The organism is Streptomyces sp. CA-135486 (assembly GCF_050936555.1).
GTDB lineage: Bacteria > Actinomycetota > Actinomycetes > Streptomycetales > Streptomycetaceae > Streptomyces.
The window spans coordinates 3,994,759-4,009,056 of record NZ_JBNJMM010000001.1; the positions used below are offsets into that span (position 1 = coordinate 3,994,759).

The 14,298-nt window shown below is 67.2% G+C and carries 12 protein-coding genes and 2 pseudogenes; 9 read left to right on the forward strand and 5 right to left on the reverse strand.

Going from position 1 to position 14,298, the window contains the following annotated elements:
* Nucleotides 1-19: 19 nt before the first annotated feature.
* Nucleotides 20-1,093 carry an alpha/beta hydrolase family protein gene (locus tag ACQEVG_RS18030; RefSeq protein ID WP_432984409.1) on the reverse strand — a complete coding sequence of 358 codons (1,074 nt, stop codon included), beginning with the start codon at nt 1,091-1,093 and terminating at the stop codon, nt 20-22.
* A gap of 333 nt (nt 1,094-1,426) precedes the next feature.
* Here ACQEVG_RS18030 and ACQEVG_RS18035 point away from each other — a divergent pair, with 333 nt between their 5' ends.
* The 3 genes from ACQEVG_RS18035 to ACQEVG_RS18045 all read left to right on the forward strand — a co-directional run bounded on the left by ACQEVG_RS18035 (nt 1,427) and on the right by ACQEVG_RS18045 (nt 4,002).
* Nucleotides 1,427-1,837 carry a hypothetical protein gene (locus ACQEVG_RS18035; RefSeq protein ID WP_432984412.1) on the forward strand — a complete coding sequence of 137 codons (411 nt, stop codon included), beginning with the start codon at nt 1,427-1,429 and terminating at the stop codon, nt 1,835-1,837.
* A gap of 281 nt (nt 1,838-2,118) precedes the next feature.
* Complete coding sequence (locus ACQEVG_RS18040) at nt 2,119-2,796, forward strand: nucleotidyltransferase domain-containing protein (RefSeq protein WP_432984415.1); 678 nt, start codon at nt 2,119-2,121, stop codon at nt 2,794-2,796.
* A 501-nt stretch (nt 2,797-3,297) separates the two neighbouring features.
* Complete coding sequence (locus tag ACQEVG_RS18045; protein WP_432984418.1) at nt 3,298-4,002, forward strand: hypothetical protein; 705 nt, start codon at nt 3,298-3,300, stop codon at nt 4,000-4,002.
* 128 nt (nt 4,003-4,130) lie between these two features.
* On the opposite strand, the pseudogene ACQEVG_RS18050 reads toward ACQEVG_RS18045, so the two are convergent.
* A pseudogene (locus ACQEVG_RS18050) lies at nt 4,131-4,399 on the reverse strand (transposase); the annotation flags it as partial.
* A gap of 220 nt (nt 4,400-4,619) precedes the next feature.
* Here ACQEVG_RS18050 and ACQEVG_RS18055 point away from each other — a divergent pair.
* From ACQEVG_RS18055 to ACQEVG_RS18065, 3 genes and pseudogenes are all read left to right on the forward strand, one after another.
* Nucleotides 4,620-5,189, forward strand: a complete 570-nt coding sequence (locus tag ACQEVG_RS18055) for a hypothetical protein (protein ID WP_432984421.1) — start codon at nt 4,620-4,622, stop codon at nt 5,187-5,189.
* A gap of 610 nt (nt 5,190-5,799) precedes the next feature.
* Nucleotides 5,800-6,486: a hypothetical protein gene (locus ACQEVG_RS18060; RefSeq protein WP_432984424.1), complete on the forward strand. Its 687-nt coding sequence runs from the start codon at nt 5,800-5,802 to the stop codon at nt 6,484-6,486.
* 80 nt (nt 6,487-6,566) lie between these two features.
* Nucleotides 6,567-6,776 (forward strand): annotated as a pseudogene (locus tag ACQEVG_RS18065) (IS110 family transposase); the annotation flags it as partial.
* A 268-nt stretch (nt 6,777-7,044) separates the two neighbouring features.
* Here ACQEVG_RS18065 and ACQEVG_RS18070 read toward each other — a convergent pair.
* Nucleotides 7,045-7,491, reverse strand: coding sequence for a hypothetical protein (locus tag ACQEVG_RS18070; protein WP_432984427.1), 447 nt, complete (start codon nt 7,489-7,491; stop codon nt 7,045-7,047).
* 1,461 nt (nt 7,492-8,952) lie between these two features.
* Between ACQEVG_RS18070 and ACQEVG_RS18075 the strand changes: the two genes are divergently transcribed.
* Nucleotides 8,953-10,638 carry a penicillin-binding transpeptidase domain-containing protein gene (locus tag ACQEVG_RS18075; protein WP_432984430.1) on the forward strand — a complete coding sequence of 562 codons (1,686 nt, stop codon included), beginning with the start codon at nt 8,953-8,955 and terminating at the stop codon, nt 10,636-10,638.
* 153 nt (nt 10,639-10,791) lie between these two features.
* Here ACQEVG_RS18075 and ACQEVG_RS18080 read toward each other — a convergent pair whose 3' ends face one another.
* Nucleotides 10,792-10,980 (reverse strand): cold-shock protein, encoded by a 189-nt coding sequence (locus ACQEVG_RS18080; protein ID WP_432984433.1) that lies wholly within the window; start codon nt 10,978-10,980, stop codon nt 10,792-10,794.
* A gap of 250 nt (nt 10,981-11,230) precedes the next feature.
* Here ACQEVG_RS18080 and ACQEVG_RS18085 point away from each other — a divergent pair, with 250 nt between their 5' ends.
* Complete coding sequence (locus tag ACQEVG_RS18085) at nt 11,231-12,493, forward strand: IS110 family transposase (protein WP_432984436.1); 1,263 nt, start codon at nt 11,231-11,233, stop codon at nt 12,491-12,493.
* 955 nt (nt 12,494-13,448) lie between these two features.
* On the opposite strand, the gene ACQEVG_RS18090 is transcribed toward ACQEVG_RS18085, so the two are convergent.
* The gene (locus ACQEVG_RS18090; protein ID WP_432985507.1) at nt 13,449-13,721 is read right to left on the reverse strand and encodes a hypothetical protein; all 273 of its coding nucleotides are present in this window, start codon (nt 13,719-13,721) and stop codon (nt 13,449-13,451) included.
* On the opposite strand from ACQEVG_RS18090, the gene ACQEVG_RS18095 reads away from it, so the two are divergent.
* Complete coding sequence (locus ACQEVG_RS18095; protein WP_432985462.1) at nt 13,611-13,952, forward strand: transposase; 342 nt, start codon at nt 13,611-13,613, stop codon at nt 13,950-13,952. The two genes, ACQEVG_RS18090 and ACQEVG_RS18095, sit on opposite strands and share 111 nt — an antisense overlap.
* The last annotated feature ends 346 nt before the right edge of the window (nt 13,953-14,298 follow it).

Genomic DNA, 14,298 nt, shown 5'->3' on the forward strand with positions numbered 1-14,298 from the left:
CCGGGGTACCCCCTGTGGGTCAGTTCGTTACCGGTTCGACCACGCGGGTCGTTGACTTCACGCCGGTGAGAGGCTGCCTGCCCGTGAGCAGGCACTCGCCCTTGGGGTTGTCGTTGAGGTGCTTCTCGAAGAATGCCGTGGCGTATGTGGTGAAGGCGTCCTGTTGAGTCGTGGGGGCCAGTTCGCGTGTGGGGCAGGTGCTGTCGTCCTCGCCTAGTGGGGCTGGGGGACTCCATTGGGTGTTGAAAAAGTTGTGGTTTCCGTCGTGCAGCGAGACGGAGTAGGCCGGTGCGGAGGAGTGTCCCTTGGCGTCGTCGAGGTACCGCTGACCCTGTTCGCCCACCGCGCCGTCGCAGCCGGTGGTCACTACAGCCACGGGAGTGTCCGTGACCAGGGTGTCGCTGTTGTCCCCCTCCGGGTCGTCGAACTTCACGGGCGCGAGGGCCAGGACCGCCCCGATGCGAACACCGTCGGGTACCTCGTCCCGGTGCTTGTCGGAGGCCTGCCACATCACGCCCTTGCCGCCCCGCGAGTGCCCCACGGTTCCGACGCGCTGCATGTCCACATGGCTGCTCAACGCGGGCAGGCTCTTGGCCAGAACACCCTCACCCTGGGACAACTGCTGCCACAGGCGCAGGTGCTCGTTGATCAGTCGGGCGCGGTCCCCGTAGTCGAAGGACGTCATGTTGATGGCATCCGCGCTGAGCGAGACGACCACGAAGCCGCGTTGTGCGAGTGCCTTCGCGAAGTAGTCGTAACCGCGGTAGCTGGGGTAGGGCGTGCCGTTCTCGCAGGGCCACTTCTGGGCCTCAGGATCGGTGCACCCGTACCACGATCCGTGGGAAACGATCACCACGGGGAGTCGTCTCCGCACGGTGCTCGGGCGGCGCACCACCGCGCGTATCTCACTGACGGTGCCGCTGGTGGGGTCGCTGAAGGCCTCGTCGCCCAAGTCGTAGGTCTCGGTGACGACGCGAACCCGGTCGTTGAAGATCGCGGTGGATGCAGGGGCGGCGTCCGTCCCAGCCGACGCTATCGCAGGCGCGCTCGCAGCCGTCAGGTAGGCGCCCACCAGAAGAGCAGCGGCGAGCACCCTGCTCGCAGTTCTTCCCGTTCCTGAACGTGTACCTATACCTGTGCCGACGAGCCGACGTGATGTCATCGTGGTCCCATCTCCCGATGTCCAGATCCGGGCCGGACGCCTGGCGAACTCCGCAAAGCGCCGGTCCCGCCGAGATAGAGGAAACGACGACCGGATCGGTTGCGTCGAGGGGCACGACGGGCGGTGCACGGGCCCGTGAGGGGCGGTGCCGGCGCGGCGCTCGGCCATGTCCGGTATGCACAACCAGGAGTCGATGGGCGGGAACTTCACCAGTTGTGATGCGCAAGCGGCTCGGCGAGATCGGTTACAAGGGATCTTGACGACATGACCCAGGAATCCACCAAGCGCACCCGGCCGACCACGGCCGGGTGCGCTGCCCTGGCCGTAACCGCCCTCCTTGGGCTGCTGATCGGCGTCGGCCTGTTCGTCGCCTACGCCGTACCTGGGTTCTTCGACAGACCGCAGCCGTCGGCGCAGGAGCGCCTGGCCAAGAAGGTGGGGCTGACCGAGTACCGCCTCCGGCAGGCGGTGCAGGACGGCCGACTGACCGATGAGGAGATCGAGCACGCAGCCGGGACGCAATGGCACGTGGAACGCGAGCAGGAGGCGACCCGCGTCGTGGTCGGCTACGAGCCGGGGCCCACGTGCTACCGGTTCGACGTGCCCGCCTCACTGGAGCCCAAGGCCACCGTGGATGGCGAGCGGCTCGAACAGTGCCCGGCCCTGCAGAAGTAACCGGTGTAGGCAGTGCCGGCGCTTCGCCAACTTCTTCAAGTGGCGCGGGCTCAGCAATCAGCCCCACTGCCAGCGTTGGGCCAGAGGGTCTTCGGCACGTCTGCTGCTGTGATGCGTGTGGCCCTTCGTCATCTCTGAGAACTCCTGGCCCGTGCGGGTGACCCTGCCCCTTGGTCTCGCTGCTGGGAGACAGAGCCGCGCCAAAAACCCGTGACATCGTGCCGGACTGTTGCCGTAGCGTTCACTGCGCCCGCACTCGTCCTGGCCGGAGACATCGCACCATGAACGTACTTCTCTCGGGGATAGTCGGCTCCACTGCCTACGGACTGGCCGGGCCGGGATCCGACGTCGACCGCCTCGGCCTCTTCGCTGTGGACACGTCCGCACTCCACGGCCTGCACCGCCCAGCCGAATCACATGTCACCACGGCACCGGACCGGACCGTGCACGAGGCAGCGAAGTGGTGCCACCTCGCCCTGCGCGGCAACCCCACCGTCACGGAACTCGTCTGGCTCCCCGACGACCTCTACGAAGTGCGCACTGCCTTGGGTGACGAACTCATTCAGCTGCGAAGGTCCCTGCTGTCCGCCAAGCGCGTCCGCGACGCCTACCTCGGCTACGCCACCCAGCAGTTCAAGCGGCTGTACGACCGGGGCGACGGATCCTTCTCGGCGGACACCCGCAAACGGACCGCAAAGCACGCCCGGCACCTCATGCGTCTGTGCCACCAGGGCTTCGAGCTGTACGCCACCGGCCGGCTCAACGTCCGCGTGGAGGACCCCGAGGCCTACCACGCCTTCGGCGATCAGGTCGCGGCGGACACGATGGCGGCGCTTCCCCTCCTGCAGCGCTTCGAGGAGCGGTTCGACGGAACGAGGAGCGTCCTGCCGGACCAGCCGGACGAGACCCCCGTCGAGGCGTGGCTGCACCGTGTCCGCGCCGCGCACTTCACACCCTGAGCGGCAGGGCCGCGCTGTGGCAGGGCCACGATCTACCCGGCGCTGAACCGACTGCGCGACCATCACACCCCATCGAATTCGAAGTCTGTGGAACCGGAGAGGGCAACGGCCTGATTGATGAGGATCTGCCCTTGACTCCCCGCGCCCCAAAAGCCGCTCATGTCCGCTCCCCAGTCGCTCGCCGGTATGAACGGCGTCCGGAAAATCGAGAAGGTTGTCGTCGAGCATGACCGCGACGGCGTCGCTCCGCTCATTCCACCCTTCAGTACTGCTCCACCGCAGAGTAGACAGCGAGGCCACCTCATGAAATCCGGCGTTCGCCGTCGTGGACCGCTGCTTCCGACGGGCGCGGTTTAGTGCGATGGCAGCGCGGCTTCGTGCGCGAGCGTCGGTTCGAGATTCGGCATTGCTGCGCTTGTACGTACGCCGGGTGCCTCAGGGCAACCTTCTGCGGCTCACGGTGGTCGAACGGCCTGAACCGACGATGGAGGAACACAGCCTATGCGTACCGGACGACTGCAAACAGCCCTGATCGCGGTGGGCGTGGGGGCGCTCCTCGTGCTCGTGGGCTCGGGCTGTACGGCGGCGTCCGAGGGAGCCGACACAAGGGGGTACAAGCTTGCCCCGCCGCGGCTGGTCGGCGAGTACAAGGAGCACCGCAGATACGGGAACACCTATGTCGGGATCGTGGACTGTGCGGGTCAGCCCTCCGACGCGGACTGCTATGCGGCCCAGACGGAGGTCTGGGGCATCGGTATCGAACCGAATGACGCCAACAGGATCGTCGAGAAAGCGACCGGCACGGGCGCCGACTACGTGCTGGGCGACGTTAACGCGGAAGGTGCCCGCTACCTGGTCTTCAGAGGGCTCCAGGGCCGGATACCTGACCCCGACAAAGCGGTCGCCCGCATGTTCCGCTCGATCGAGAGGAGCGAGCAGCTCCCTTTCAGCTTCGGCCACACGAAGTGGGTCGGCGGCCCCAAGACGTTTGCCCTGGAGGGCTTCAATGACGCCGTGATGAAGTGCCGGAAGAGCCTGTACACATTCAAGGACGTGTACGAGGGCACCGTGACGAGGACTCCGCACGTGGTCTGCGTCTGGGCCGACCACAGCACCGTGGCCGCCACCGAACTCACGGACGCGTCTGCGCCGGAGCTGGCCGACCTCACCGCCGAGCTCTATGGGACTTCGCGCGTCAAGAAGTGATCCGGCTTGGCGGCGACCGCCTTCATTGTGGCCCTGAGGACTGGGCGGCCCACTCATGTCGTCAGGCACAGTGATGTCAGAGGGAGATCATGTCCGGGACGGGCCTCCAGAGATCTTCAATGGCTGGGTTACGGTGGTTGAAGGGCGAGCCCGGTCTTGGTCATGAGGCCGTCGATGAGACCAGGTCGGTACTGCATCTGTTTGAACCGGGTCTTCACCAACGCGGTGAGCTGTTCGAGGCTGTGCTTGGTGAGATTGGCCAAGGACCTCTTCAGGAGCGACCACACCCCCTCAACCGGGTTGACTCCGGTGCGTACGTCGGCAGTTGGTAGACGGTCAGCCATAATCGGGCGGCGATCAGCTCGCGCATGGTGCGGCTGACGTGGGTGTTCAAGTTCCCCTGGTCATGGGCTGCCTGCCCCGACTAGCGTCGGCTTCCTCATCCGCACAGTCCTGGGGGAACACACATGCATTTCCGTGCGCCGTGGCCGGCAACCATCACGCTGATTGCCGGGGCCCTCATCACGTCCGGGTGTTCCGCCAAACAGGATGCGCGGACAACGGAGGAAGCGCCACGGGCAACCGCATCAGCCACAGTGGCGGCAAAGCCCCTGACGATGGCACAGCTGAAGACGCTCACCTTCAAGGAGGGCGAGGTGCCCCAGGCGAGCGAGGGCGGGATAGCGGTACAGGAGCCTGAACGGAAGAGCGACCAGCGTTCCTTCCCACCGGTATCGGTTCCCGCCTGCCAGACCATGCTCGACATTCGCAGCGGAAAGCGCGCATCCGCCGTCGTACTTCAGGTTTTCAACTGGAAGGGCGACATCTGGCCAGGCGGTTCCACTCTCGCGGCCTACGAGGACGGGAAGGCCCGGCAGGCCTTCGTACAGCTCAAGCAGGCACTTGGCTCCTGCCGCTCGTATGAGGGCCAGGGCTGGGTCGGGAACTTCAAGACAACCCTCAAGACGGAACAGGCCCCACAGATCGGGGACGAAGCCGTGCGATTCCGAGAGATCATCCCCATGGGGCCCGAGCAGCCAGGGGACCGGAACGAGCAGATCACCGTGGTGCGGACCGGAAACACCATCGTGACGTTCAGGATGCTGAACGTCGGCGGCAGCTCATCGTTCCCGCCCGATCTGATCAACAAGCAGGTCGGGCGGCTGCGGAACGCACAACGCCCATGAACACCGCTGCCACACCGCACTCGCTGGCCAGCCCACCCCTCACCCGGGCACACAACGCTGCGGGTATGTCGTGGTGCTACCTGTGGAGGCCGACAAAGGGGGGGCCGACCCGCACGGGGGTAACCGAGATCGTCTCCCAAACCCCCGAAACCGAGTAGGGCGCAATGGGCAACCAGTCATCAAGGTCGTCCCGCGACGGTTACTCAAGAGCTAGCATGGATCCGATCATCTTCCGTTCGTCGAGAAGCGCTGTACCGAACAGCGAGTGCCCCTCGGCAACGAGTCTGTCGCCGAGCGTGATGTGCTGGTCGCCCCAGAACACGAGGGAGCGGCCATCAATGGCCACCGCGGCAGGCCCATCTGCGCACCAGGGTGGACTTCCTGAAGCTGGAGACCGCCCAACGCTGGCAACTCACCAGCGCCGCGCGCACTGTTACGCCGAAGTCGAAGACCAACGCGGCTGGCTTACGGGCAGATGTCGAGGTGGGGTGGTGCCGGATGGAGTTGAAGGGGAATCAGATAGCGTCCGGCAGACATTGACCGATGGGGAGGGGTGCAGGTCGTGAGGGTGAAACGGCGAAGACTGGCTACCGCTGGGATGGTGGTGGCTGTGGCAGGAGCATTGTTGTTGGGCTGCAACGTGGCCGGCGCTGGAGCCGGATCTGGGAGCGCCGCGCTTTCCAGGGCGTTGTCCTTCCGCTATGTGGGGGACTCCGGTCAGGACGAGACGATCAATCAGCAGCTGGAGATCACGAACACCTCTGGACGGTCGGTGGTCCCGGTCCTGTCCTTCAGCGCGCTCGACAAGAATCATCAGGCGCTGCCTCAGGTCAAGGTGAGCACGGTGTACGGAAGTGACCGGGGCACTCTTGTGGCGCCGTACGGGACGAGTGTGGACATCCTGCGGTTCTCCGGTCCTGGTGAGCATGACGTGGCAGATGTCGATGTGACGGTGCGGAGTACGGCCACAGCCCGGATTCCCGCCGGAGTGCACGACGTGACGACTCAGGCCTTGGACAGCGAGGGCCGTGAGATCTCCAGGTTCGAGCGTTTCTCGAGGGTGAGGCTCACCAACGAGGATGGCCAGCCGGTTTTCGTGCGGGTCGCCTACGTCGTCTGGGACCAGCCGCCCAAGGGTGTCACCCAGCAGGCCGTCGAGGTGACGGCGGTCGGCGGCCTGACGGCGGTGCCGGCCCACGGCACTGCCGTGGTACAGGTGACCGGCGCTGCAGCCGCTGCGGTGGCACGACATTCCCACGGCCCGGCGGTGAGCATCAAGGCGTACAACTCGCAGTAGCTCAGAGGGACTTGCGGTGCCCTCCCGCTCAGGAGGGCACCGCGAGGACGATCTGTGACGACGAGCTGGCGGAGGTGACCGTGCCTCAGATCTGGGCCGGAGTGGACATCGGCAAGGAACATCATCACTGCATGGTGATGGACGCCAAGAGAGAGCGTCTGCTCTCGCGCCGAGTCCTCAACGACGAGCCCGCCCTGCTGGAGCTGATCTCAGACGTGCTCGCGCTGTCCGAAGAGGTCTTGTGGGCGGTGGACATCAGCCACGGCGGCGCCGCGTTGCTCATCGGACTGCACCCACTCTCCACCACGAGGCCAGCCGTCGACGAGCCGGGTTAGAGGTACGGGAACCTGGCCCGCGGCGGCTGGGTTCGCCGACGCGGAACCGTATGCGGCTGCCTTCTGTGACACGACGACTGACTTGGATGACGAAGAACATCGCTGGTCAGGACCGGTGCGTTAGCCAATTTTGACGTTCCGGGGCCTCGATGCTCGGCTGTGACTTAGCGGCCAGCTGGCTGGCGTCGTGCTGAGAGTCGGCGTCCACGCTCGCCTTCAGAGGTCATGATGCGGGCACGGATGTGCAGCCGTCGAAGAGCCACTTGCCTCCTTCGCGAGTCCAGGGTTCATTGGTTGGGTCCAGGTTGGGCAGGCCGATGCTGTAGGAGACGTGCGCGGCGTCTCCGGACATCTTTTCCAAGGTGAATGACTGAACTGTGCGATGGCCGGCGTCTTCTGCCATCAGCTCGATGAGCACGTCGTACCTCGCTTTGGAAGTCCTCGTCCGGCAGCGCTCGGACGACAATCCAAACGCAGTGTCCGGATCAGAGCTGTAGACAGCGGCGGTGTAGTCGCGCACGGCTTTCTCCAGCGCCGCGGCGTCGCTCGCCTTGTCGTGGGCAGTCGGTCGGCTGCTGACCGGGCTGGCGATATCCTCGGCGCTATTCGAGCCAGCGCAGCTGGTGAGCATGAGAACCGTCGCGGCAGCGAGGGTGATGCGGATGTACATGGCCCCCCCATGGGCATATGCGTGCGTGAGAGCGCATCATGCCAGGCGCCGCTTGCGGGTAGTCCAGGGTGGGCGGCGTGGAGGCACATCGGCTGGTGGATGCGGGGTGGCCGAGGCGTTCCTGGGGCGGACTGAGCAGTGGCGCCGCTCCCGCCCGGTCCCCGCCGCGGCGGTGTGCTGCGATTGATCTGAGGGTGTCAGCAAGTTGCTGGCACATGGTCCGAGGGGGCTGTCCCGTACCGAGAATCCCCGTACTCCATCCTGGGACCCATATAGCGAGATTCTGAGCGAAACCGCAGGTCACAGACTTCCGTCGGTACCCCTGGGGAGCTGGGTCGGCTGGCTCGGTCACTAACGAGCTCGTGTAGCGAGGGACGTGACGCGTGCGTGGGTGCGTAGCGAAGTGGCCAGGGGTCCGAGGGTGGGGCCGTGCGCGTCCGTCTGTGTCCCGCGGTCGAAGCGGGTGCGCCGGGGCTGGGGGGCCGGAGGGAAGGCCTGGGGCGCCGGCGGCGCCTGGTCCGAGTGCCCTTCCACGGCGGCGAGCCAGCCCGCTGCCTGCTCGGCTGTCGGGCGTTGCGCCGGGTCCTTGGCCAGCACGTGGAGGAGCAGGTCAGCCAGTGATCGCGGTATCTCGGGGCGCAGGTGGTCGGGTGGGACAGAGGCGGCGTTGACGTGCTGCTGGACGACGGCCGGTGTGTTCTCGCCGAGGAACGGGGGCGGCCGGTGAGCAGTTCGTACAGCACACAGCCCAGTGCGTAGACGTCCGAGGCGGGCACGGCGGGGCGTCCCACGGCGCGTTCGGGTGCCAGGTAGGAGCCGGTGCCCAGGATCTTGCCGGTTGTGGTGAGGGTGTAGGAAGCGTCGTCGGCGCGGGCCGCAGACTGCGCCTCCATCCGGAACCGCTCGGACGCCGCCGCGTCGCCCTCGTCCGCGCGGAGCAGCTTCACCGCCACCGGGCGGCCCAGCGCCTGGTCGGTTCCGCGCCAGACCTCGCCCATGGCACCGCGCCCCCAGCGGCTCGTCCAGCAGATACCGCTCCGCAACCAGCACACCCACACTCGCCCTCCGACCGCGGCGACGCCGACGGGCGCAGCCAGCCAATGTGACATGGGAGCTCCCGCGGGGTAGCGGGCCCGCGCTCCTGCCACACCACGTAGCAGAGCAAGGGGCAGGCAGACGACGGGGGGACGCCCGGCCTGCCCCTTGCGTGGATGCCCGCACGGGGGGAACGGGCAACCCACCCGACCTTGCGCAGTCGGGTTCCTTTCTAACTGCGCGGGAGGCGCCGTTAACGTCACACCTTGCGCGACGACGGGGCAGATGATGGTGCGGCCTGCCAGCGCGAAGCCGACCCGGTGGCCGTGGTGCGGGCTGGGGCTGACTGGTGGACCCCGCCCCCGCCGCCCCTAGGGTGGGGCCTCAGTGGAGGAGCCTGGGGGAGCGGAGAACAGCGGAGGACTTGTGGGCAAGAGAAGGCGCGCCGCGCGCAGCAGAACGAAGCCCGCCGTGATCGGCGGGGTGGTCGCCGTGGTCGTGGGCGGTGCGGGGTTCGCCGCGCACAGCATGTACAGCGGCGACGCAGCGGGCGAGGACAGCACGCCCGACGGCACTGCGAAGACACTCAAAGCACGCCCGGTGACAGCCGCGGAGTCCCGGGCGACGGCCGACGGTTTCCTCACCGCCTGGCAGCGGGGCGACGCCGCGAACGCCGCAGCGTTCACGGACCGGACAGCGGCGGCACGGGCCGCGCTGTCCGGGTATCGCCAGGACGCACATATCGACGAGGTGACGCTGACCCGCGGCAAGGCGTCCGGGGCGAAGGTGACGTTCAGGGTCTCGGCCACGGTCTCGTACAAGGGGAGGAGCAAGTCCCTCACCTACGACTCCGAGCTCACGGTTGTCCGGGCCGAGGACGGCAAGCCAATGGTCGGCTGGCGGCCGTCGGTGGTGCACCCGGACCTGAAAGAGGGCGACACGCTGGTCACGGGCGAGGCCGGGGACCCGCCGGTCAAGGCAGTGGACCGGAACGGCGTGGAGCTCACCACGGCGAAGTACCCCTCGCTCGGCACTGTCCTGGACGGCCTGCGGGAGAAGTACGGCAGAAGGGCCGGGGGTACCGCGGGGGTCGAGCTGCGAGTGGTCCGCGGGGACAGCGCGAAGAAGAGGGAGACGGGCACGGAGAAGAGCGAGGACCCGCGCCCCGGAAAGACGCTGCTGACGCTGTCCAAGGGCATACCCGGAACACTGCGGACCACGCTCAGCGCGACCGCGCAGGCGGCCGCCGAGCACGAGGTGGGCGAACGCGAGCGGGCATCGGTCGTCGTCATGAAGCCGTCGACGGGCGAGATCCTCGCGGCGGCCAATTCGAGCCATGGCTTCAACACGGCGCTCCAGGGGTCCCTGGCACCCGGCTCCACGATGAAGATCGTGACCGCGTCGATGCTGCTGGAGAAGGACCTCGCGTCGATCGACAAGCAGCATCCATGCCCCAAGTACGCGTCGTACGGCGGCTGGAAGTTCCAGAACGTGGAGAAGTTCGAGATCAAGAACGGTACGTTCCGTTCGAGCTTCGCGGCCTCCTGCAACACCGCCTTCATCACGCAGGCCGAGAAGCTCGACGACGACGATCTGACCAAGCAGGCCCAGCAGGTCTTCGGGCTGGGCCTGAACAACTGGTCGACAGGGGTGTCGAGCTTCGACGGCGCGGTGCCGGTGCAGAGCAATGCGCAGATGGCGGCATCGCTCATCGGGCAGGGCGGGGTACGGATGAACCCGCTCAATGTCGCGTCCATCACCTCCACAGCTAAGACCGGCATCTTCCGGCAGCCATATCTGGTCCCACCCAACTTCGACTACCGGACGCTTGCGACGGCCCAGCGCAAGCTGGACGCGTCCGCGCAGACGCAGCTGCATGAACTGCTGAGCTACACCGCGACGTCGGGCTCCGCCGCCGAGGCCATGGCAGGCCTGGGCTCGGATATCGGAGGCAAGACGGGCTCGGCCGAGGTCGAGGGCCAGAAGAAGCCCAACGGCTGGTTCACCGCGTGGCGCGGCGATCTGGCCGCGGCGGCGGTGGTGCAACAGGGCGGGCGCGGAGGCAAATCGGCGGGGCCGCTGGTGGCAGCGATGCTCCGGACGGGCGGCTGACGCACGAGGCGCCAGTACCGCACCGGCGCCTCGATACGCCGCGCCTTCGATGGCCCAGACGCTGGTCGCCCATGCGGGGCGACACCCTGGTGGCGGTCCCGAACAGCATGCGTGACGCAGGATGTTGTGGCGGCCGTGAGCCTGCTGCAGACGCTACTGACGATAGACCTGCTCCGCCTGCAGCCCCTTGGGCCCCTGGGTGACTTCGTACTCGACCTTGTCACCCTCCCGCAGCTCCTTGAAGCCGTTGCTCTGGATCTCGGAGAAGTGGACGAACACGTCCGGCCCGCCATCGTCCTGCTGAATGAAGCCGAAGCCCTTGTCGGCGTTGAACCACTTCACAGGTGGGCGAGATCGCTGCGCTGATCACCTCGAGTACGGGAAAATGGGGCCGGGCGTCCCGGTCAGCCGATGGGCCTGTGATGCGAGCGAGCTCGTTTTACAGGATGGCGATGGGGGCCGACCAGGGGACCACGGATTGTTGCCAGGCATCGGATTTCCGCTGCCGGAGCACGTGTGTCAGACTCCGACTCCTCCCTTGGCCCCTCCGGGGCACCCGCTGAGCACGGACACCACGCGGGAGGAGACAACGATGCCCCGGCTCCAGGATGTGAAGGACGATGTCATCCATCTGCGGTCCGCGGGAGTGGATTTAGGCAAGCGGTTCCTGCTTGCCTGCGTCCGCGTGCCATCCACGAAGCGGGCTGGCAGCTGGTCGCTGGAGACGGAGCGATTCGGCACCACCACCGTCGAAGTACGGCGCCTTTTGGCCTGGCTCCTCGATCACCAGGTCGAGGTGGTGGTCATGGAGGCGACCTCGGACTACTGGCGCGGCGTCTACTACCTGTTGCAGCCGCACCTGAACCTGATGCTGGTCAATCCCGCCCATCTCAAGGGCATCCGGGGCCGCAAGACCGATCCGAGCGACGCGGCCTTCCTGGCCCGGGCCGGCGCCTCCGGGATGGTGATGGCCTCCTTCGTCCCGCAACGCGACATCCGCGAACTGCGCGATCTGACGCGTCGCCGCACCGAGTTGGTCAGGGCCGCGGGCTGGGAGTCCCAGCGGCTGGAGAAAGAACTCGAGGACACCGGCATGAAGCTCTCGGCCGTCCTCAGCGACATCACCGGCGTCAGCGGCCGGGCCATCCTGGAAGCCCTCATCTCCGGCGAACGCGATCCGTCCCGACTTGCGGACCTCACCCGAGGAAAGGCTCGCAACAAGATCCCCGCCCTCGTGAACGCCCTGGACGGTCAGTTCACCGACCACCACGCCTTCATGGTCCGGCACTACCTCGACGAGATCGACCGCTGGAAGAACGTCATCGCTGCCTTCGACAGCCGCATCGCCCAGCTGCTTGCCGACCGCGAGCGGGACATGGCAGTCCTGCAGACCATCCCAGGGATCGGCCGCCTCGGCGCCGAGATCATCATTGCCGAGACCGGTGGCGACATGGCCCAGTTCGCCTCCGCCCACCACCTGGCCTCCTGGATCGGGGTCTGTCCCGGACAGAACGAGTCGGCCGGGGTCACCAAGTCCGGCCGAACCCGCCCCGGCAACAGCAATCTCAAGCGCCTGCTCGGAATCGCCGCCATGGTCGCGATCAAGAAGAAGGACTCCTACCTCGGCGTCTTCTTCCGACGTCTCGCGGCCAGACGCGGCGGCAAACGAGCACTCGTCGCCGTGATGCACAAACTCGCCATCGCCATCTGGCACGTCCTGCACGACAAGAGCCCCTATCGTGACCTCGGCCCTGACCACTTCACCCGCCGCGATCCCGAACGTGCCATGCGCCGCATGCTCAAGGAAGCCAACAGCCTCGGCCTGACCATTCGCTTCGAACCCATCACTGCCTGACCGGCTCAACCGTGAGTCATTTTCGTGTCAGTCCCAGTTGCCATCGAACCAATCCCTTTTCCATGCCAGATGCCTCATCGACACCAGCCACAGCCCATTTTGCGTCTCCGACTCGGGTGACAGCGCTCCACGCCCGCACATCCTGCCGACGAGCTCACCTATCCGCCCCGAATCCCCGGTCCTCACCGACGGCCACAGCGCGTGGCGGAGAGCCCTTTCATCGCCTCCGTGTTCAGAGGCCGAGCGGCGGCGAATACCCCGACGACCCCCTTTCGGTGAGATTGATCTCGAAGAGCAGAGGACACGGCGGGCCTGATTGCCGGAGCCCTCTGACGATCAGGCCACTGTGGGCACGGCGCAGCGCACACGCCCGAGTGTGCCCCGGCAAGTGCAGCGGGCGGGGGTCGGCCTGGTCGACATCGACGCCGAGTCCGCGGTCGGCCCGTCGCCGCACAGCACCCCATGGACCGACTCGAGGTCTTCAACCAGCTCGCGGGCCCGTCACATCCCGCATCTCCCACGACGACGTCATCGCGCCGTCCCTGCGCCTCGTCGCCGCCCACCCCAAGCTCACTACACCCATGCCCGCCGGGCAGCCGGCACACTCACACTCAGCCCCCGGCACCGGCACGTTCCGCTCCACCGTAAAGATCGCCACCGCCAGCTGGGACCGCTTCAAGGGACTCTGCTGACCAAAGGTCGTCGTGCGGGGCCAACCCGGCCTCGCGCGCGGCTGAATGCGGCTCATTCCCTACCGAAACGCGGCGGCCGCTCCTGAGCGCCGACCATGGACTCCACTTCGGTGAGTGTCGAACATCGTCCGCGAGTTCACCGGTTCCTCGTCCGTGCCGACCGGCACGGTCGGCTGTTTCAGCATCCGCGCAGGCCCTGCCGGCAGCCGGTTCACGAGGTGCCTCGGGGTGTCCGTCAGCCGGAGTACGGCGCTGCGGCTCGTCTACGCGTTGCCCGAACCGGAGACACCGGCCCCGCGGCTGGTCGGCGTCGACGAGTACGCCACGCGCAGGGGCCGCAAGTACGGCACGGTTCTCGTCGACATCGAGACACGGCGCCCGTCGACCTGCTGCCCGACCGGGAGGCATCGACGCAGGCCGCGTGGCTGGCCCAGCGGCCTGGCGTCGAAGTCGTCTGCCGTGACCGCGCGCCGTTCTTCGCCGAAGGCGCCACCGCCGGGGCTCCGCAGGCCGTCCAGGTGGCGGACCGGTGGCATCTCTGGCACAACCTCAGCGAGGCAGCCGAGAGAACCGTCGCGCAGCACCGCCGCTGCCTGCGCGTCCTGGTCCCAGAGGTAACTGAGCCCGAGCCCGCACTCGTCCCGGTGGAGGAGACGTCCGGCTCGCCGTGGCCGACCGGCCACCGGTTCGCCGACCGCACCCGGACCACGCACGCCACCGTCCACGCGCTGCTGGAGGCGGGCCACAGCCGCCGCGCGTCGTGGTGACGCGGAGGCTTCGTGCGGTGTGGCGCCTATGCCGCTGAGCGGGCCGATGTCGACCGGTACCGCACACGGACGACGAACTCATGTACCAGGTCGGGCATCCCGCGATCGAAGCTGTGACCCGCCCCGTCGAGGACTGCCGTCTGCTTCCTGGCCTCCGACGGCGCGTACGAGCCGCACGAGGACGGCGGATACCGCCTGGAGGACCGTCTGATCGGCGACCTTGGCGAAGCCGCCCGTGACCTCACGATGACTGCGGTCCCGCGCCCTGGCCGTCGATCCGACCCACGCGGACACGCGACCGTCCTCGTCGCTGACCTCCGCGCCTGGCCTCTCCCGGCGGGGTCAG